This window comes from Paenibacillus sp. FSL R7-0216 (assembly GCF_037969915.1).
Lineage (GTDB): Bacteria > Bacillota > Bacilli > Paenibacillales > Paenibacillaceae > Fontibacillus > Fontibacillus rhizolycopersici.
This window is the reverse complement of sequence record NZ_CP150222.1, coordinates 3,822,123-3,841,087: the sequence shown is the minus strand read 5'-3', so window position 1 is coordinate 3,841,087 and position 18,965 is coordinate 3,822,123. Positions and strand designations below refer to the sequence as shown.

Below are 18,965 nucleotides of genomic sequence, written 5' to 3'. Positions count from 1 at the left end.
GTTGCATGAAGGCTCAGCCATGCCGATGTCCTTGGTGCAGGGACAATACCCGGAGTTGACGGAAGGGAACGCAAGAGTCATAATTATAGGAAATCAAAATGAGGCGAATTATGCTCTTGTATGCGTTTTTTCAGTATATTTTCATATAGAAAGGAATCAACAGGATCTCAATGGGCATAGAGCAATTACTCGAAAAGGCGTCTGCCTATATAAAGGAACCGGATCTCGATCGGATTCGGGAAGCGTACGAGTTTGCGGACGAAGCCCATCACGGACAGGTTCGCAAATCCGGAGAACCTTATATTCTTCATCCTTTGGCTGTGGCGGATATTGTTGTAAACATGCAAATGGATGCGCTGTCGGTCATTGCGGCCCTGCTTCATGACGTGGTCGAAGACACGACGGTGTCTTTAAAGGAGATACAGGAGCATTTCGGCAGCGATTGTGCTTTGCTCGTCGACGGGTTGACGAAGTTGGAGCGGATTAAATTCCAATCCAAAGAGGAGCAGCAGAACGAGAACTACCGCAAAATGTTCATAGCGATGGCACAGGACATTCGGGTGATCGTCATTAAACTGGCGGACCGACTGCACAATATGCGAACGCTCAAATACCAGTCGGAGGAGAGTCAGCGTCGAATCGCCTACGAAACGTTGGAGATTTTCTGCCCGATTGCCAACCGTCTGGGGATTTCGGCCATCAAATGGGAAATGGAAGATATCGCCCTGCGATACCTGAACCCGCAGCAATATTACCGGATTGCTAACTTGATGCGAAAGAAACGGGCGGAGCGCGAGGAGTACATCAAGAACGTCATCGCTCGCATCTTTGAGAAGTTAGAGGAAATGGGCGTGCAGGCGGATTTGTCGGGGCGCCCAAAGCATATTTACAGCGTCTATAAGAAGATGACGATGAAAAACAAGCAGTTCAACGAAATTTACGATCTGCTGGCCATTCGCATCATCGTTGACAATATCAAGGACTGTTACGCGACTCTGGGGATCATCCATACGTTGTGGAAGCCGATGCCGGGGCGGTTTAAGGATTACATCGCCATGCCGAAGGCGAACATGTACCAGTCGCTGCATACGACGGTCGTTGGCCCGAACGGGGAACCCACGGAGGTTCAGATCCGCACCTGGGAGATGCACCGGACGGCCGAATACGGGATCGCGGCGCACTGGGCATATAAGGAAGGCACAGGTACCGGCGGTTTGGAAAATAAAATCACGTTCTTTAACGAAATCCTGGAGCTTCAGCATGAAGCGAAGGATGCTTCGGAGTTCGTGGAATCGCTGAAAATGGATTTCTTCTCGGACCTCGTCTTTGTATTTACGCCGTCCGGGGAAGTCATCGAGTTGCCGGCGGGCTCGGTGCCGCTGGATTTTGCGTACCGCATCCATACCGAGGTCGGGAACCGGACGATCGGGGCCAAGGTGAACGGACGGATCGTGCCGCTGGATCATCGGCTGAAAACCGGGGACATTGTGGAGATTCTCACGTCCAAGCATTCGTACGGACCAAGTCAGGACTGGTTGAAAATCGCCCAATCCTCCCATGCCCGCAGCAAAATCAAGCAATGGTTCAAGAAGGAAAAACGCGAAGAGAACGTGGAAAAAGGCCGCGAGGCGATCGAACGCGAGCTGAAGCGGGCAGGAATCGAGCCTTTCCAATGGATGAGCGACGACAAGCTGCTGGAGGCGGCGAAGAAATACGCCTTCAACGACATCGACGACATGCTGTCGGCGATCGGGTTCGGCGGGATCACCGCCTCGCAGGTCGTGACCAAGCTGACCGAGAAGCTGCGCAAGGAACAGGAAGAGGCTTCCGGGCATATCGAGTTGACCTCGGAGGTCAAGGAAGTAAAAGCACCGGAAGAACGCAGACACCGTCCAACGAATGGCGTTGTCGTTAAGGGCATCGACAATTTGCTTGTCCGCTTTGCTAGATGCTGTAACCCGGTTCCGGGCGACGATATTGTTGGCTACATCACCCGCGGCCGCGGCGTATCGGTGCATCGGAGCGACTGCCCGAACATTCCGGGCGGAGGTGACGGCGAAGAAGCCGCACGCGTGATAGACGTGGAATGGGAAGAGGCCATCGAAGCGAATTACAGCGTCGACATCGAAATTACCGGCCACGACCGCCGCAACTTCCTAAACGAAGTGTTACAGGCGGTATCGGAGAGCAAAACGAATATTTCGGCCGTTTCGGGCCGATCGGATAAGAACAAAATGGCTTTGGTGCATATGACGATCCTGATCCGCAATACCGATCATCTGCAGTCTGTTGTGGAGAAGATCAAACGGGTGAAGGATGTGTACACGGTACACCGGATCATGCAGTAACGGATAGAAAGGATTCGAAGATCGATGAGAGTAGTCGTGCAGCGCTGCCGCGAGGCGCGTGTGAACGTAGGGGGAGAAACGGTCGGAGCGATCGGCCCCGGTCTTATGCTACTGGTAGGCGTGACGCATGAGGACACCGAACAGGATGCAGCCTATTTAGCGGAGAAAATCGCCGGCTTACGGATTTTTGAAGACGAAGCGGGTAAAATGAACCTCGCGGTAACGGAGATCGGCGGGGCGATTTTATCGGTCTCTCAGTTTACCCTATACGGCGATAGCCGCAAGGGCAGACGTCCGAACTTTATGGCGGCGGCCCGGCCGGAAATGGCTGAGCCGCTGTACGAGCGGTTTAATGAATTGCTTCGAGCTAAAGGATTGACGGTTGAAACCGGGGTGTTCGGTGCTGAAATGGACGTTGGGCTGACGAACTGGGGGCCGGTCACCTTGATTGTGGACAGCCCTAGTGGCGAGATCTAAATATGAAGAGGCAAAAGCGGGCCAAGACGCAAAGAATCAAGTGCGTCTGGCCCGCTTCTCTTTATGAGGCCGAAATCGGGAAGGTTTTCTCATAAATGCTGATTTCATTTTCCGGTTTCATCCCGGCTTTCTCATAAAGGCGGTAAGCCCCCGTTGGATTAGCGGCGTCGACGCCAAGGGAGACGTTGATTTGCCCCGCCCGGTAGGAAGAAGCGAATACATTCTGCAGTAGTGCCAGTGCCAGACCGCGACCTCGGTAACAGCGGCGGACGCCCAAATGTTCAATGAACAACAAGTCTTCACTCATGCGGCATAACGCAAAACCGGCAACGGTATCCTCCTCGGAATCCCAAGCGATCAGCCACCAGCGCTCTTCGAAAGTTGGCAGTTGCGTTCTTTCGATAAACTTCTCGATGGAAGGCACAGCAAAATCCCAATGGTCGGCGAATGCTTCCGTGTAGGCTTCGTAGACGGCCTGTTCGTCTCGTCCCTTAACGTACGGTACAATGGCGAAGCGTTCCGGCAAAACACCGGCAGCCGGTTCGGCTTCCAAACGGAGTGTCATCCGTTTGAAGTAGCGGATAGGGGCAAACCCGTGGCCCTCAAACAAGGCTGCGGCATCGCTGCACGAGGAGGGAATCATGCCTTGCAGGCGCTTGGTCTTGCCGGATTCGTCCCGGAGCGCCAGGGCACGCGCTTCAAGCACGGCCACGAGCGCGGCACCAACTCCTCGTCCGCGAGCGGAGGGCCGTACGCAGCCATAGCTGAACAACTTCTCTTCGCTGTCCTCTTCTAGAAAGGCGTATCCGACCAGATCGTCGTTCTCATCCTCGGCCACCCATACGTTATGATCCAGGTCGAAGCCTGACCACATGTTCAGAACATCATCCAGAACGATGTCGGGCGCTCCGAGATCTTCGGTGTCGCAAACGGCAACCAGATCGCAAACGGCCTGGGCATCGTCTAGGGTAGGATGGCGTAGGCGAAAGCCCAAATGGTTCATGTGAGGAAACCTCCTTATGCGGGATTTGGACCCATTATACCTCAAGATGGAAAATTTTCCTCTAAATTTAATGAAGGATTTGCGGTTCTAAAGGATAAGCGGACCGTTTTTGGTACAACCTTGTGGTAAAGAGCTACACGACCAAAGGAGTTGCTGACCGTGCACCAATCCGCGAAATCGAGAGATTGGCAATCCATTCCGCTCATCCCGGTAGGACATCGCAGCGAAGCCCGGGTGTCGGCCCGCTTAGCCGAGCCGGAGCGCTTTGATGCTGTGATGCCGGAGGCGAAGCCCTCTACTGAATGGCTGCCTCGGCCGGGAAGCTGAAGTTGATCATAAGGAGGTATGGGGCATGACCCAACATATTCAGGCCTATTTCAATACGGAAGATCAGGTGGAAGGCGCGCGCATTACTTTGCGGGCCTACAATATCAATGAGGTTGAAGCAGGTCATGTATCAAACGAATGGGGAGAGGACGACCGGCTCCAGGTTCCGCTGTTACCTTTAAATAACGGGGTAATCAGCGCATCGGGCGCGAACAACCCGGGAATCGTTCCAGTGCCCGGAACGGTGCGGGGTGTCCAGAGTGTGCTGCCCGTTACGGTCATGGGAGAGCGATATGCGGGTGATTCATTAAACGGAGAGCGCAGCGAAGCCGTTTCCGGGGACCGGCCGATGGCGTCGGAATCCCTCATCGACACCAGTGACGAGCCCCAAGGATGGAAATACGTACTTAGCGCAAGCGTTAAGGATAGCGATTATGAGACCGTCGTGCGAAAATTGCGCGAGCAGGGAGCTTACATCGCCGAGCCGTAATCCGATTGGAGCTTTCAATACGCTCTGTAATATAACTGTAATATTAGATACATGTTCCCTTAACATTGCTTGTTTATAATAACAGCATGACCCCCTTTTAATATAATACCTTTTGGACCTGCACCCCGTTGGTGACAGGTTTTTTTCTTTGTTTAGACATTTTTCAAGGGTCCGGGCTTGACTTTAGCGCGGTGGTTTCATACAATCTAAAAATAACAGTGTGACCTTTTGAACTGCATCTAATATTCGATGACGGGAGAAAGTAGTGCAACCCCACATCCACAGAGAGGAATCCCCGACTTCGACGGCGGTCTAACGGACGTATCAAATCCGTTACTCGGATGGCGAAGCAGGCTGGAAGGATTCCGGTGATGATTGAACGAAAGACTTCCCCGAGAACCGACGGCGAAATCCCAGAGCGACCCTTCGCTTGGAGAGTAGACGTATGGCGTAGGCGGGCGATAACCGCTTAAAGCGAAGGCGAACATGGAGGACGCCGCGCAGTCAGTGTGACTGGGCAACCTCAGGTTTCGAATTCGGAATGTGGGTGGCACCACGGGTGATTGCGAACCGATCTCTCGTCCCTGTTTGAATCAAACAGGAACGGGAGATTTTTTATTTTGGCTTACGAGTCTGAGATGGAGGATGAACGATATGGCTTTTCAGAAACCGACGGGTACGCAAGATTTGCTGCCGGGAACCGTCGAGAAATGGCAATTTATCGAGGAGAAGGTCAGAGATTTGTGCCGGCGCTTTAACTACCGGGAAATCCGTACCCCGATTTTTGAGCAGACCTCGCTGTTCGAACGGGGCGTAGGGGAAACGACGGATATCGTCGAGAAGGAAATGTATACGTTTCTGGATAAAGGGGAGCGCAGCATGACGCTGCGTCCGGAAGGAACCGCCGGCGTCGTTCGTTCCTATGTGGAGAACAAGCTTTACGGCGAACCGGATGTCAGCAAGCTGTATTATATCGGGCCGATGTTCCGCTATGAGCGTCCACAGGCCGGGCGGCAGCGCCAATTTCACCAGTTTGGGGTAGAGGCGTTTGGGGCGACGGATCCGGCGATCGACGCCGAAGTCGTGGCACTGGGTTACCAGTTTTGCCGCGAACTGGGGCTGCAAGGCGTAAAGGTGGAGATCAACTCCGTTGGTAATCCGGCTAGCCGGGCGGCCTATCGTGAGAAGTTGCTTGCGTTCCTGCTGCCGATGAAGGACAGCTTGTGCAAAGACTGCCAAGCTCGGATGGAACGCAATCCACTGCGTGTGCTCGACTGCAAGAACGATCAGGACAAGTTCGTTGGCGCACCTTCCATTCTGGATAGCTTAGATGAGGAATGTACTTCACATTTCGCGAAAGTGCAGGAGCTGCTGAGTGCGATGGAGGTCGATTATGTGATCAATCCTCGTCTCGTCCGCGGATTGGACTACTATACGCACACTGCGTTTGAATATAAGGCTCAAGGCATCGGTGCGATCGATACGATCGGCGGCGGCGGACGTTATAACGGACTGGTGGCTGAGGTGGGCGGCCCGGATCAGCCGGGCATCGGGTTCGGAATGGGACTCGAACGGATTGCATTGATTCTGGAGAAGCAGGAGATCGAAGTCGGCGCCGTCAAGCCGCTTGACGTATATCTCATCGCCTTGGGCGAAGCGGCGGATAAGGAAATTACGACCCAGCTGTTTAAGCTGCGGCAAGCGGGAATCTCCGCCGAACGCGATTACCTGGGCCGGAAGATGAAAGCGCAGATGAAATCCGCCGACCGGATGCAGGCGCGCTACACCGCGATTCTCGGCGACGATGAGCTGGAACGCGGAGAAATCGCGCTGAAGTCAATGGAAAACGGCGAGCAGCGCACAGTGAAGTTAAGCGAACTGATTCAAGAGCTAAAATAACCAAAACTATAAACAAAACGAAAACGCGAAAAGGGGAGTTACGATGAAACGAACGCATCAAAGCGGGACACTGAGTACCGCGAACATCGGAGAAACCGTTACATTAAACGGCTGGGTGCAAACCCGCCGCGACTTGGGGGGCGTCCTGTTCATCGATCTGCGTGATCGCAGCGGTATCGTACAGATTGTCTTTAATCCGGCTTATTCCGGTGAAGCGCTGCAAATCGCCGACCGGGTGCGCAGCGAATACGTGCTGGCCGTCACGGGGAAAGTCGTAGCCCGGGACGCCGAAACGGTCAATCCGAATCTGCCAACCGGTGACATCGAAGTGCAAATTACGGAAATTGAAGTGTTGAATGCAGCGAAAACGCCGCCGTTCTTCATTGAAGACGGCGTCGAAGTCGATGAATCGCTGCGCTTGAAATACCGTTACCTCGACCTGCGCCGTCCGGAAATGCAGCAAACGCTGTGGCTGCGCTCCAAAGCGGCTAAGGTGTTCCGCGATTTCCTTGACGGAGAAGGATTTATTGAAGTAGAAACTCCGATCCTGACCAAGAGCTCGCCGGAAGGCGCGCGCGATTATCTTGTGCCGAGCCGCGTGCATCCGGGCGAATTTTTCGCTCTCCCGCAATCGCCTCAGCTTTACAAGCAACTGCTCATGGTCAGCGGAATCGAACGCTACTACCAAATCGCCCGTTGCTTCCGCGACGAGGATTTGCGTGCTGACCGCCAGCCGGAATTTACGCAGGTCGACATTGAGACTTCGTTCCTGTCGCGCGACGAACTGCTGGAGATGATGGAGAAGCTAGTGGTGCGTCTGTTCAAGGAAACAAAGGGAATCGATATTCCTACGCCGTTCCAGCGCCTGAGCTATGCCGATGCGATGGATAAGTACGGCTCGGATAAGCCGGATCTCAGATTCGGCCTGGAGCTCGTGAATGTTAGCGACCTGGTTGCTACAAGCGGCGTCAAGGTGTTCGCCTCCGTTATCGAGAAGGGCGGCGAAGTGAAAGTCCTGAACGCCAAAGGTTGCGGGACATGGAGCCGGAAGGATATCGACGATCTTGGACCTTATGCGGCCCGTTACGGCGCGAAGGGTCTCGCCTGGATTCAAGTGAAGGAAGGCGAATTCCGCGGTCCGATCGTGAAGTTCTTTACGGAACAGGAAATCGAAGCGATCAAGGAACGCACCGGCGCGGAAGAAGGCGACCTGCTGTTGTTCTCCGCGGATAATAAAAAGGTTGTCGCGGACGTTCTCGGTGCGTTGCGCCTGAAAATCGGCCGCGATCTCGGCTTGATCGACGACAGCGTCTATAAATTTGCTTGGGTGGTCGACTTCCCGTTGCTGGGCTGGGACGAGGAGCAAAAACGTTATATCGCCGAGCATCATCCGTTCACCCGCCCGCGTGAGGAGGATCTTTCTCTATTTGACACGGACCCGGGCAAAATCCTCGCTCAAGCTTACGACCTCGTGCTGAACGGCTACGAAGTTGGTGGCGGCTCGATGCGGATTTACAAACGCGATGTGCAGGAGAAGATGTTTAAAGCAATCGGCTTGTCGCAAGAGGAAGCCCAAGACAAATTTGGCTATCTGATGGACGCGTTCGAATACGGCACACCGCCGCACGGCGGAATTGCCTTCGGCTTCGACCGCTTGGTGATGCTGCTGACGGGCCGTTCCAACCTGCGCGAAACGATCGCTTTCCCGAAAACGGCCAGCGCGACGGATTTGCTTATGAACGCTCCTTCCGAAGTCGACGGATCGCAGCTTGATCAACTCCATATCAAGCTCGCGCCGAAGTTGGCGGAAGCGAAGAAGTAGAATTGGGCGTTTGAAGAACGAGCTATAAATTGGAAAAGACTCTCCTGTTGGAGAGTCTTTTGTTTAGCTGGAACAACTTGCTTCCAAGCTTAGATTTGTCCTATCATATATAAGATGTCAACCTATCGGGAGGTACACTAGACCATGCTTCATCAATTTTCGCGGACAGAACTCGCCATCGGGGCGGAGGGACTGGATATTCTTAAGAATAGCACGGTGGCCGTGCTCGGTATTGGCGGCGTAGGGGCGATGGCGGTCGAAGGGCTGGCCAGAACCGGGATCGGGCGAATCATCCTGATTGACAAGGACGTCGTCGATATCACGAACATCAACCGGCAAATTCATGCCTTGACGACGACGATCGGACAGAAGAAAGCTGATTTAATGTGCGATCGGGTCAAGCTGATCAACCCGGAGTGCGAAACGATCGCGCTGAATATGTTTTATACCGAAGAGACATACGAGGAACTGTTTAAACACGAGATTGATTACGTGCTGGACGCCTCGGATACGATCATTTACAAAATCCATCTGATCAAGGAATGTCTGAAGCGGAAGATCCCGATCTTGTCGAGTATGGGGGCCGCCAACAAAATGGACCCGACGAAATTCCAAGTCACGGATATCTCGAAAACCCATATGGATCCGATGGCTCGAGTGATTCGGACGAAATTGCGCGAGGACGGGATCAAGAAGGGCGTAAAGGTTGTCTTCTCAACCGAACCTCCGGTGAAGCCTCGCCAGGATGTCACGGAGAAAATCGCTCCGGCCGGCGCCAAAATCCGCAAGGCCAAGCAGCCGCCGGCCAGCAACTCGTTCGTGCCGCCGGTCGTTGGCTTGATCATGGTTAGCGTGGCGGTACGCGAATTGCTGGAACGCGGGAGCGTGCGCGCATGATTCAGGAGCTTGCCAAGAAGCTGAAGTGGGGCGCTTGAAGCGCCCATCGGATAAAGCATAGAGGAAGATGAGATCATGAAGACGCGGTCAGGGCGCCTAAGGCTAGCTGGATCCGCGTCTTTCTTTTTGAGAAAATTCGCCTTTTGGATGGAGGTAGTGGTATAATGAAACTCCTTTTGAGTCTGGAGTGCACAAAAACCTTAGGAGGTAACTGAAATGGATGATTTTCAAAGTGCCTATCAAGAAGAGAAGGCGCGGCTTGACCGCACCTTGGAAGAGATCGACCAGCAGCTTAAGCGACTGCGTTCGATTCCGGTGTACACCGGGCAGGACTTTACCGAACAACTTCTTGAAGAGAATCGGGAGAGCCAACGTAAACAGCTGGAGCAATCGATCCATGAACCGTATTTTGGGCGGCTGGATTTCGAGGAGCAGGGAAGAAGAAAAACGCCGCTTTATATCGGCAAGGTTGGCGTTGGCGACCAAGACGGAAAAGACCCCATCGTCATCGACTGGCGCGCGCCGGTGGCCAGCCTGTTCTACTCGTTTACCGGCGGGGATGATGCCTCTTATGTGGCGCCTGAGGGCTTGATCGAAGGCTTGGTCTATTTGAAGAGGAACATCGTGATCCGTAAAGGGATTTTGGACCGGGTCGTGGATACGTATAACCGCGACGGCGATGGCCCGGCTGTATCGGATGAGTTTCTTGTTTATCGCCTCGGCGAGAACAAGGACAACCGCTTGCGCGACATTGTCTCGACGATTCAGGCCGAGCAGGACCAAATTATCCGTGCGGCGAAAAATACGGCGCTGATTATCCAAGGCGTAGCCGGCAGCGGGAAAACAACCGTGGCGCTGCATCGGCTAGCTTTTTTGCTGTATCAGTATAAGGAGCAGATTAAAGCGGAACGGCTGGTCATTTTTGCGCCAAACCATATGTTTATCGATTATATTTCGGAAGTGTTGCCCGAGCTGGGAGTAGGAGACATCCAGCAGAGCACATTCAGCGATTGGGCGGCGAAGGTATTGGAGCTGGATGAGGTCCCGTCCGATGGTTCCGAGGCGTTGTCGCGGTGGTTTGACGGCGGGGCAAGGGGCGCGGAAACATGGCGGGATGCGGAGTTGCCTGGACGCTTTAAGGGTTCGATGGCGTTTAAGGAGATCATCGACGCGGCTGTGAGCACGCTCGAATCCGGCTGCGTGCCCGAAGGCGATTTCGAGCCTTGGGAAGGGGCGCGACTGCCGCGCAAAGAAATCCTGATCTGGTTTGAAGGCGAATACCGCCACTATCCGGTGGCCCGCCGTAAGGAACGGGTGCTGGCACGCATTCATCGCTGGATCGAAATGGAGCTGAAGAAGGCACCGTCGGCGGCTGCGCTCAAGGATCGGAAGAAAAAGGCCCAGCAACGGGAAAAAAGCTATGCCAAAAAGTGGCCGGAGCTTACGCCGCTCAGCCTGTACCGGGAGTTGTTTGGCATTCGGAAGAGCGGCGGGACGGAAGGGATGGTTAATGTCTCGGACCGGATTCCGGCGGGCATTTGGAAGGATACGCAAGCTCGTTTGAAGAAAAATGCCGTTAAGGAAGAAGATCTGGCCGCCCTGTTGTACCTGTACACATTGATCAATGAGATCGACGGAAATCAGACCTTCGACCACGTCGTCATCGACGAGGCCCAGGACTTTGCTCCATTCCAGGTTCATGTGCTGGACCGTTTCGTTAAGGGGCATTCCTTTACGATTCTCGGGGATTTATCGCAGGGCATCCATTATTACAAGGGAGTGCGCCATTGGGATGAGATGAAGCAGTTATTCCGGCCGGACGAAACCGCTTATTTTGCGTTAACGCGCAGCTATCGATCGACGATGGAGATCATCCAATTCGCGAATGAGATTCTCGAGCGGGGCGTTGGGGCGGATTTGCTGGCTGTTCCGGTATTTCGCAGCGGGGAGCCGGTGCGGCTGCTGGAGGCGGATGGCGAGAAGCGGCTGGCGCTGATTCGGAAGGCGCTGGATAAGGTGCAGGGCGGTTCGTTCCGTACGGCGGCGGTATTAACCCGAACGATGCGGGAGGCGGAAGAGCTGTATGCCGCGTTAAGCGAAGGCGGGCTGGAAGCAAACCTGATTAACGGGGAGCTGACGCAATACGCCGGCGGCGTATCGGTGTTGCCGGTATACCTGTCGAAGGGACTGGAGTTCGATGCGGTGATCGTGACGGACGTGGATCAGGAGCATTATGGGACTAAAGACGCCAAGCTGCTTTACGTCGGCTGCACCCGCGCGCTGCACGAGCTGTGGCTGTTGCATGGCGAGAGGCTGCCGGATTACGTCTCTGGCGATGAGGCGTCGGAGTATGCGGCTAAGGTGAGCTTGGAAGCTTAAGCTCACGGGCGTGAGGGATGATGCTCAATAGGGGGTTGAGATTTCCCTTCACCATTATCCCTTTCATTAAGGTGAAGAGTGAAGGGGGGCGGTTGCTGCATTATCCCTTTCGTTCAGGAGAGGGAATCATGCATGCACGCACTCGGGCTTCTCTTGGAAACCTGCCTAGGTACAACGCGATGTTTTACGGGGGCGAAAATGTATTCGATTTTTCATATATAACATACCGAAGATGGCGGAAAAACCGAATTGTATTCGGTTTTTCGCATAGATTCAGGGCAAACGGCTCTAGCAGGTACGAATGTATATGAAATTTCATATATATTCGGTCAAAATCGCCAAAGCGGGCGGATTGTATTCGATTCTTCGAATAGAAGTGCACCAATAGGGTTGTTTGGAGCGCGTATTAAACGGAGCTTTACAGCGCGTCATCCTGCATAAAGTCGTCCAGCCACCGGTCGGCTTTACTCTGATTGCACAGGTTGCAGGCACATACGCAGTTGACCGGAGTCGTATGACCTCCCTTGGCCTTAGGCAACAGATGGTCGATCGTATCGCCGTATTCTCCGCAAAAGAAGCAAGTGTAATCATCCCGTTTCAAAATATACTGGCGGAACGCCTTGTTGGTATACAAACGCCGGATGGTAAACGGATTGACGACGACTGCCATATGCTCGCGCACGAGCGTGACGGCCAGATCAAAGTCGATCTCCTGCTGCCAGCGCCGACCTTTGTCGGTGCGTCCGCGCAGGCGGATCATGCCGTTCCGGTTCGGGCGCAGGGTCCGAACGTCGGGACCCTCAGCCTTCGGGGGCGGGGCAGGCAGCGCCCGCTTGATCCGCCGCTTGGGCAGCGCGGCGTCGGCGCTTAGCCGGCCCGCAGCTGCGGCCGGCGCCGCATTGGCGGCGCTTGCGCCGTCTTTCAAGGCCGCGACCTGTGCCGCGGCCTTTTTGCTGCGGCGCTTGCGCTTGCGTTTGCGCGCCGCCTTGGCCGTGCCGGCGGCGACCTCCGCGCCCGGCGGCACGCTTGGCCCGGCCGCGGCTTCGCCTGCGCGGCCGCCGCGGCTTGGCGCCGCCGCGGCGGGCACTGCCGCTGGCGCCGCAAGTGCTGTGCCAGCGGGCTCGGGCACCGCGGCCTGGGCCGGCTGCTGCTTGCGCTGCGCCCGGCAGCTGCGGCAGGCGCCGCGGCGCGAGCCTTTGCCGGAGCGCTTGCCGGTGCGGCGCAGGAATTCGCCGAGCGGCTTCGCTTTGCCGCAATAGGCGCATATTTTTACCGCTTTCGCGGAGGTAGAAGCTTGATCGGGTTGCTGTTGCTGCGTCAAGGGGGTCACCTCAGTTTAGAATAGGCTACAAGTAGGATATGACTCCATTATACCTGATTCTACATAAATATAGCCAAGACCAGCCGGTCTTGGCTTATGGTTTATATTCAAATTTGTCATTGGATGATCCCTCATTGCCGGTTACTCGGTCACGGCTGCGGGTTGTCTTAGGCTGCGCATTTTGGTTAAAATTTTGCGGATGCTTTCATCGGAGAGGTGGAATCTTCCGGCTAAATCCCGAACCGTGCTCCCGGCGCGATAAAGGCGGAAAATCTCTTCGTTCCGCTTGGCGATGGAGATGCGGGATCCGCTCAGTTCTCCCCATAACGCCCTCGACCGTTCCGGTTTGGGAATGTACAGCAGCTCACCTTGAATATAGGTTTGGAGCTCCTGCAACAGCCTAGGGGGAAGAACATCCTTTCCATTTTTGTAATTCACGATCATGTACCTCCTTATTTCGTGGTCCGTCCTCAACTACTGTTACGACATAAGTCAACATGCTCGCTTCCCCCTTTCAAAATTTGATTTGGTCGTCGCTTCATCCTACCTTCTCGGTGTGGAAAAGCCGACTTTGTGACTTTTAATAAAGTCAAAATTTGGTTTTTACTGGATCTATCTTAACACAGGTATCGTCAAACATAAATAAGGGAGGCTGTTCCCAGCCCCCCGTTTTATTGCGGTGCCGCTTACGCGGCAGCCACCTCACTCACTGTAATCACTTCGATCAGCCCCCTTTCCCGTGATTCGTCGGCCCGACATCTATATTAACTCATATTTCCGGCCGCTGGAAAAGCGAAAGAACGACTATAAGTGTTTTTTACGTAAGGTATGCTAGAATAAGTTTGGGTTCATTCCATTTATCACGTTAATCATGCTAACGATCAAGGAAGTGACTTGAAGGTGGATTTGTTTTCTTTCAATCAGGAGCAAAGCCCGGCGGGGCGGCTGCTAGCCGACCGGATGCGGCCAACCTCCCTCGATGAATATATCGGACAGGAGCATATCGTTGGCCCGGGCAAGCTGCTGCGGCGAGCGATCGAAGCCGATCAGGTGTCCTCGATTTTGCTGTACGGCCCTCCGGGATGCGGCAAAACGACGCTTGCCCACATTATTTCCAACCATACTCAGGCGGAATTCGTTCGGTTAAACGCGGTGGATGCGTCGGTGAAGGACGTTCGCGAGGTCATCGAAAAGGCGCAGAACGACAAAGCTTTTTACGGCACGAAAACGATCCTGTTCCTGGATGAGGTCCATCGATTTAACAGTTCGAGACAGGATGCCTTGCTGCCGGCGGTGGAAAAAGGAACGATCATCTTCATCGGCGCAACGACGGAAAATCCGTTCCACTACGTCAACGGCGCCTTAATGAGCCGCTCCACGTTGTTCCAACTAGAATCGCTGACGAAAGAGCATTCGCTGATCGCGATGCGGCGGGCCTTGGCGGATCAAGAGAAAGGGCTTGGCTTCATGCCGCTGCAGGTCGACGAGGAGGCGCTGCTGCACATTGCCGCGATGGCTAACGGCGACATTCGGCGCGCGCTGAATGCCCTGGAGCTGGCCGCGATGACCACGCCGCCGCAATCGGACGGCACGGTGCATGTCACGCTTGAGGTGGCGGAGGAATCGATCCGTCGGCCGCTGGTCAAAGCGGACGAGTCGACGCAATACGACGTGTTGTCTGCGTTCCACAAGTCGATTCGCGGTTCCAGCGATGCGGCGGTATTCTGGTTCCTCTATGCCGTGGAGAAGCTGGGGATGGATCCGATGACCTTTATCCGCCGGTTGATCGCCGCCAGCAGCGAGGATATCGGCCTGGCTAATCCGCAAGCGCTGGTACAGGCGATCAGTGCTTTGGACGCTTACCGGAACAACGGTTGGCCCGAAGCGCGGCTAAACGTCGTTCAGGCGATCCTGTTTGCGGTCGAAAGCCCTAAATCGAACGGCGTCGTGGAGGCGATCGGGAACGCTATGGCAGCTATCGAGGAGGTCAAATCCGCCGAGGTTCCGCTGCATTTGCGCGATACCCACTATAAGGGAGCAGTGAAGCTCGGGCACGAGGGCTACAAATATCCGCATGATTACCCTGGTCATTATGTGCAGCAGGAATACCTGCCCGAACGCTTGGCTGGTCGTTCGTTCTACCATGCCACCGAGCAAGGGAACGAAGCGAAGATCAAACACAACCAAGAGCTGCGGCGCAGAAACGGCAAGTAAGCCGAGTGCATGAGTGTAAGTGCCATGTCTATACACGCAAAAAAAAGCGGGAGGTTCGGGTCTAATGTAGACGCCGTAACTCCCGCTTTATTTCTTCCTGCTTAAGCTTGCGCTGCCGCAGCCTCCGCCCGCAGTTTCGCCGGGGCTTCGATCGTGCCACCGCCGAGGCATTCCTCACCTTGGTAGAACACGACGGCTTGGCCCGGGGTGATCGCCTTTTGCGGCTGATCGAACTCGACAAGCACGGTGCCGTCCGGCCGCTTCGTCAACGTCACGCCTTGGTCCGGCTGGCGATAGCGGAACTTCGCCATGCAGTGGAACGGACCCTCCGGCAGATGGTCAGCCCCGGCGATCCAATTGACGCCAGAAGCGATCAGCGACGTCGAGTACAAGCTGGGGTGCTTGTCGCCTTGCACGACGTACAAAAGGTTGCGCTCCAGATCTTTGTCAGCGACGAACCACGGTTCGCCGGTGCCGGAGCCGCCGATGCCAAGTCCTTGCCGTTGGCCTAACGTATAGTACATCAGGCCATCGTGGCGGCCCTTGACTTCGCCGGTGACGATATCAACCATATCGCCGGATTTGGCCGGTAGGTAGTTGCTTAAGAACTCCTTGAAATTACGTTCCCCAATGAAGCAGACGCCGGTGCTGTCTTTCTTCTTAGCCGTATATAAACCGGCTTCTTCCGCAATCCGACGCACCTCCGGTTTCGGCAGGTGACCGATCGGGAACATGGCTTTGGATAACTGCTCCTGATTCAGGGCATTGAGGAAATAAGTTTGATCCTTGTTGTTGTCGACGCCTCGCAGCAGCTTGTACGTCCCGTTCTCTTCCACGACTTGTGCATAATGCCCAGTCGCAACGTAATCCGCGCCAAGATCCAGCGCTTTGTTCAGAAATTCGCCGAATTTGATTTCCCGGTTGCACATGACGTCGGGATTTGGCGTCCGGCCCCGCTTATATTCTTCGAGGAAATAGGCAAATACTTTATCGTAGTATTGCTTCTCGAAGTTCACGGTGTAGTAAGGGATATCGATCTGCTCGCAGACGCGGCGAACATCTTCGGCGTCCGCTTCGGCCGTGCAGTAGCCGAATTCGTCGGTATCGTCCCAATTTTTCATGAATATGCCGATGACATCGTAACCCTGCTGCTTCAGCAGGAGCGCGGTCACCGAGGAATCGACGCCGCCGGACATGCCGACGACGACGCGGGTTTCGCTGTTAGGCTTCGCCATGATTATCACTCCTTCGAGCGGCGTTCGCTCGCCGTTTATTTTACCATATTTGTTGCTTTATTTTCCAAAACACATATGATATGTTACGATAAGCACAGGGTAAAGATAGGAATAGGGAGGAATTCCCGGATTTGGGCACGGCTGTCGCGGAAGTACGCGGCGGATGGCCCGAGACTGTCTTTTTTAGGATCAAAGCTTAATTATATAAAGTTTACTCGAAAATTGAAAGAGGTGCCTTCTTTGAAGATTTCTACAAAAGGACGCTACGGATTGACCATTATGATGGAGCTCGCCGCCAAATTTGGCGAGGGGCCCACTTCTCTCAAAAGCATCGCCGAGAAAAACCAATTGTCCGAGCATTATCTGGAGCAATTGATCGCACCGCTGCGCAACGCCGGCTTGGTAAAGAGCGTACGCGGGGCTTACGGCGGCTATATTCTTTCCAAGGAAGCCAGTGAAATTACGGCTGGAGATATCATCCGCGTGTTGGAGGGGCCGATTTCCCCGGTGGACTTCACCGAGGAGGATGATCCGGCAAAACGCGATTTGTGGCTGCGCATCCGCGATAGTATCGCTGAAGTGCTGGATTCGACGACGCTGGAGAATCTGGTGAATTTCGAGGAGCACGGAGCCAAGGAAAATTACATGTTCTACATTTAATCTGCGAACCGACTTGTCATCATGAATGCGGTGGGATACAATCAACAAACGATTCGGTAGCCGTCCCGATCCCGGGGCGGTGATTTACGTTTTATACGTTAATAAAAAAAGTGATTTGGACAAGGTGAGAGCCATGAAGCATATCTATTTGGACCATGCCGCATCCACGCCGATCCATCCGGACGTCGCGGAAACGATGCTGAAGGTGATGCGGGGGCAACTCGGTAATGCATCCAGCGTTCATTTTTTTGGACGGGAAGCCAAACGTCTGGTGAACGGGGCGCGAGATTCGATTGCGGCTCGGATCGGCTGCCGTCCGGATGAACTGGTATTTACCGGCGGAGGGACGGAAAGCGATAACCTGGCGTTGTTTGGCACGGCATCTGCCCGCAAGGCGGACGGTCGCCATATCATCACGACCGCCATCGAGCACCATGCGGTGTTGCATTCCTGCGAACGTCTAGAGAAGGACGGGTTCGAGGTAACCTATTTGCCGGTGGATCGCTACGGTCAGGTGCATCCGGATCAGGTACGGGAAGCCATTCGTCCCGATACGATCCTGATTAGCGTGATGTACGGCAATAACGAGGTTGGAACGATTCAGCCGATTGCCGAAATCGGCGCGATCGCCAGGGAGCGGGGGATCGTCTTTCATGTGGACGCCGTGCAAGCGCTCGGTTCGCTGCCGATTTCCTGCCGCGAGCTTCCGGTCGACCTGATGAGCTTCTCTTCGCACAAAATCAACGGACCCCAAGGCGTCGGAGCTTTATATGTACGGAAGGATCTTCAGCTGGATCCGATCCAGCACGGCGGACTGCAAGAGAGAAAACGCCGGGCCGGTACGGAAAACATGGCCGGGATCGCCGGTTTTGCCAAAGCCGTTGAATTGGCCGTGGCGGAGCGAGAGGCTCGCACCGCGCATGATCGTCTGTTGATCCAGGAGCTGCTGTCCGCTTTGGAACAGCGGATCACCCGCGAAGCCTTCCATGTGAACGGCCACCCGAGCGATCGACTGCCGCATATCGTCAACCTCAGCTTTCCGGAAGTGGATTCGGAGACGATGTTGATGAATCTGGATATGGAAGGCATTGCCGCCTCCAGCGGCTCGGCGTGCACCTCGGGCTCCTTGGAGCCGTCGCACGTGCTGGAAGCGATGCATCTTCCGGCAAGTTTTTTGCGATCCGCGATTCGATTTAGTGTAGGATTGGGTAATACTAGGGAAGAAATTTCCGAAACTGCCGAAAAAATTGGAACCATCCTGGAACGACTTCGTAGAAGAAAATAATGGGCACCTTTTTGGGCTCAAATCGGCTTTTGCGGAGAGGAGGTATAGGATTTTCGGCACCGTATGAAATGCCCAAGCAGGGAGTGTCTTATTCAACATGAGAATGCAAGAAATGATTGGCCTGACCGTTTATGATGTGGAGCATGGCAAGCAGGTCGGGAAAGTCGTTGACATCCTCCTAAACCATGACTGGTCGATCGTCGGCATCCAGCTGGAGAATCGATTATTTTGGACTTCCGGTGTCAAGGCGGTAGGGTGGGACGATATCGTGGCTTACGGCGATGATGCTGTGATGATTCGTAATCAACAGGCTGTCCGCAAATGGGGAGCCGAGAACATACAGAACACCTTTTTAACGGGAAATGGGAAATTAAAAGAGCTGCCGGTCCTGACTGAGGACGGAATTCGTCTGGGTCATGTGACGGATGTTTATTTTGAGCATGAATTGGGAAACACAATTACTGGAATTGAAATTAGCGACGGGTTTTTCACCGATCTCATGGAAGGGCGCAAGCTGCTGCCTTTTTTGCCGGAAATGACCCGAGGGGAAAATGTGATCATGGTGCCCCTGGGCAGCGAACAGCTGCTTGAAAAGCCGTGAATTTTGT

At 54.4% G+C, this 18,965-nt stretch carries 16 protein-coding genes; 12 read left to right on the top strand and 4 right to left on the bottom strand.

The features are described 5' to 3' along the window. Positions 1-170: 170 nt before the first annotated feature. The gene (locus MKZ15_RS17510) at positions 171-2,348 is read left to right on the top strand and encodes a bifunctional (p)ppGpp synthetase/guanosine-3',5'-bis(diphosphate) 3'-pyrophosphohydrolase (RefSeq protein WP_193418945.1); all 2,178 of its coding nucleotides are present in this window, start codon (positions 171-173) and stop codon (positions 2,346-2,348) included. A 24-nt stretch (positions 2,349-2,372) separates the two neighbouring features. After that, entirely contained in the window at positions 2,373-2,825 is a 453-nt protein-coding gene (gene dtd / locus MKZ15_RS17505) for a D-aminoacyl-tRNA deacylase (protein ID WP_155608741.1), read from the top strand. 61 nt (positions 2,826-2,886) lie between these two features. Here the strand turns inward: dtd and MKZ15_RS17500 are convergent, their stop codons facing one another. After that, on the bottom strand, positions 2,887-3,828 hold the full coding sequence (locus tag MKZ15_RS17500; protein WP_193418941.1) for a GNAT family N-acetyltransferase: 942 nt from the start codon (positions 3,826-3,828) through the stop codon (positions 2,887-2,889). Positions 3,829-3,987: 159 nt separating this feature from the next. Here MKZ15_RS17500 and MKZ15_RS17495 point away from each other — a divergent pair, with 159 nt between their 5' ends. The 6 genes from MKZ15_RS17495 to MKZ15_RS17470 all read left to right on the top strand — a co-directional run bounded on the left by MKZ15_RS17495 (position 3,988) and on the right by MKZ15_RS17470 (position 11,642). Next, positions 3,988-4,155, top strand: coding sequence for a hypothetical protein (locus tag MKZ15_RS17495; protein WP_193418939.1), 168 nt, complete (start codon positions 3,988-3,990; stop codon positions 4,153-4,155). Positions 4,156-4,180: 25 nt separating this feature from the next. Further along, positions 4,181-4,645, top strand: coding sequence for a hypothetical protein (locus MKZ15_RS17490; RefSeq protein ID WP_155608738.1), 465 nt, complete (start codon positions 4,181-4,183; stop codon positions 4,643-4,645). A 654-nt stretch (positions 4,646-5,299) separates the two neighbouring features. After that, the gene (gene hisS, locus MKZ15_RS17485) at positions 5,300-6,544 is read left to right on the top strand and encodes a histidine--tRNA ligase (protein ID WP_193418937.1); all 1,245 of its coding nucleotides are present in this window, start codon (positions 5,300-5,302) and stop codon (positions 6,542-6,544) included. A 43-nt stretch (positions 6,545-6,587) separates the two neighbouring features. Continuing rightward, on the top strand, positions 6,588-8,366 hold the full coding sequence (gene aspS / locus MKZ15_RS17480; RefSeq protein WP_339817156.1) for an aspartate--tRNA ligase: 1,779 nt from the start codon (positions 6,588-6,590) through the stop codon (positions 8,364-8,366). Positions 8,367-8,510: 144 nt separating this feature from the next. Next, a complete protein-coding gene (locus MKZ15_RS17475) occupies positions 8,511-9,263 on the top strand; it encodes a tRNA threonylcarbamoyladenosine dehydratase (RefSeq protein WP_155608735.1) in 753 nt (250 codons plus the stop codon). Between the two features lie 216 nt (positions 9,264-9,479). Next, on the top strand, positions 9,480-11,642 hold the full coding sequence (locus tag MKZ15_RS17470; protein WP_339817153.1) for a UvrD-helicase domain-containing protein: 2,163 nt from the start codon (positions 9,480-9,482) through the stop codon (positions 11,640-11,642). A 418-nt stretch (positions 11,643-12,060) separates the two neighbouring features. Here the strand turns inward: MKZ15_RS17470 and MKZ15_RS17465 are convergent, their stop codons facing one another. Further along, positions 12,061-12,963: an HNH endonuclease signature motif containing protein gene (locus MKZ15_RS17465; RefSeq protein WP_339817151.1), complete on the bottom strand. Its 903-nt coding sequence runs from the start codon at positions 12,961-12,963 to the stop codon at positions 12,061-12,063. A 141-nt stretch (positions 12,964-13,104) separates the two neighbouring features. Continuing rightward, entirely contained in the window at positions 13,105-13,401 is a 297-nt protein-coding gene (locus MKZ15_RS17460) for a CD3324 family protein (RefSeq protein ID WP_336244906.1), read from the bottom strand. A gap of 462 nt (positions 13,402-13,863) precedes the next feature. Between MKZ15_RS17460 and MKZ15_RS17455 the strand changes: the two genes are divergently transcribed. Beyond that, entirely contained in the window at positions 13,864-15,177 is a 1,314-nt protein-coding gene (locus MKZ15_RS17455) for a replication-associated recombination protein A (RefSeq protein ID WP_193416570.1), read from the top strand. Between the two features lie 101 nt (positions 15,178-15,278). Here MKZ15_RS17455 and mnmA read toward each other — a convergent pair whose 3' ends face one another. After that, a complete protein-coding gene (mnmA, locus tag MKZ15_RS17450) occupies positions 15,279-16,412 on the bottom strand; it encodes a tRNA 2-thiouridine(34) synthase MnmA (RefSeq protein ID WP_213623952.1) in 1,134 nt (377 codons plus the stop codon). A gap of 240 nt (positions 16,413-16,652) precedes the next feature. Here mnmA and MKZ15_RS17445 point away from each other — a divergent pair, with 240 nt between their 5' ends. The 3 genes from MKZ15_RS17445 (at position 16,653) to MKZ15_RS17435 (ending at position 18,958) form a co-directional block, all read left to right on the top strand. Beyond that, positions 16,653-17,072 (top strand): Rrf2 family transcriptional regulator, encoded by a 420-nt coding sequence (locus tag MKZ15_RS17445; protein ID WP_068784637.1) that lies wholly within the window; start codon positions 16,653-16,655, stop codon positions 17,070-17,072. A gap of 133 nt (positions 17,073-17,205) precedes the next feature. Further along, complete coding sequence (locus MKZ15_RS17440) at positions 17,206-18,357, top strand: cysteine desulfurase family protein (protein ID WP_339817147.1); 1,152 nt, start codon at positions 17,206-17,208, stop codon at positions 18,355-18,357. 97 nt (positions 18,358-18,454) lie between these two features. Next, a complete protein-coding gene (locus MKZ15_RS17435) occupies positions 18,455-18,958 on the top strand; it encodes a PRC-barrel domain-containing protein (RefSeq protein ID WP_155605820.1) in 504 nt (167 codons plus the stop codon). The last annotated feature ends 7 nt before the right edge of the window (positions 18,959-18,965 follow it).

Bases quoted from the DNA above. Each gene is read 5' to 3' on its own strand.
- MKZ15_RS17475 (WP_155608735.1), top strand. From the start codon at position 8,511: ATGCTTCATCAATTTTCGCGGACAGAACTCGCCATCGGGGCGGAGGGA.
- MKZ15_RS17435 (WP_155605820.1), top strand. From the start codon at position 18,455: ATGAGAATGCAAGAAATGATTGGCCTGACCGTTTATGATGTGGAGCAT.
- MKZ15_RS17470 (WP_339817153.1), top strand. From the start codon at position 9,480: ATGGATGATTTTCAAAGTGCCTATCAAGAAGAGAAGGCGCGGCTTGAC.
- MKZ15_RS17490 (WP_155608738.1), top strand. From the start codon at position 4,181: ATGACCCAACATATTCAGGCCTATTTCAATACGGAAGATCAGGTGGAA.
- MKZ15_RS17510 (WP_193418945.1), top strand. From the start codon at position 171: ATGGGCATAGAGCAATTACTCGAAAAGGCGTCTGCCTATATAAAGGAA.
- mnmA (WP_213623952.1), bottom strand. From the start codon at position 16,412: ATGGCGAAGCCTAACAGCGAAACCCGCGTCGTCGTCGGCATGTCCGGC.
- aspS (WP_339817156.1), top strand. From the start codon at position 6,588: ATGAAACGAACGCATCAAAGCGGGACACTGAGTACCGCGAACATCGGA.
- hisS (WP_193418937.1), top strand. From the start codon at position 5,300: ATGGCTTTTCAGAAACCGACGGGTACGCAAGATTTGCTGCCGGGAACC.
- dtd (WP_155608741.1), top strand. From the start codon at position 2,373: ATGAGAGTAGTCGTGCAGCGCTGCCGCGAGGCGCGTGTGAACGTAGGG.
- MKZ15_RS17440 (WP_339817147.1), top strand. From the start codon at position 17,206: ATGAAGCATATCTATTTGGACCATGCCGCATCCACGCCGATCCATCCG.
- MKZ15_RS17500 (WP_193418941.1), bottom strand. From the start codon at position 3,828: ATGAACCATTTGGGCTTTCGCCTACGCCATCCTACCCTAGACGATGCC.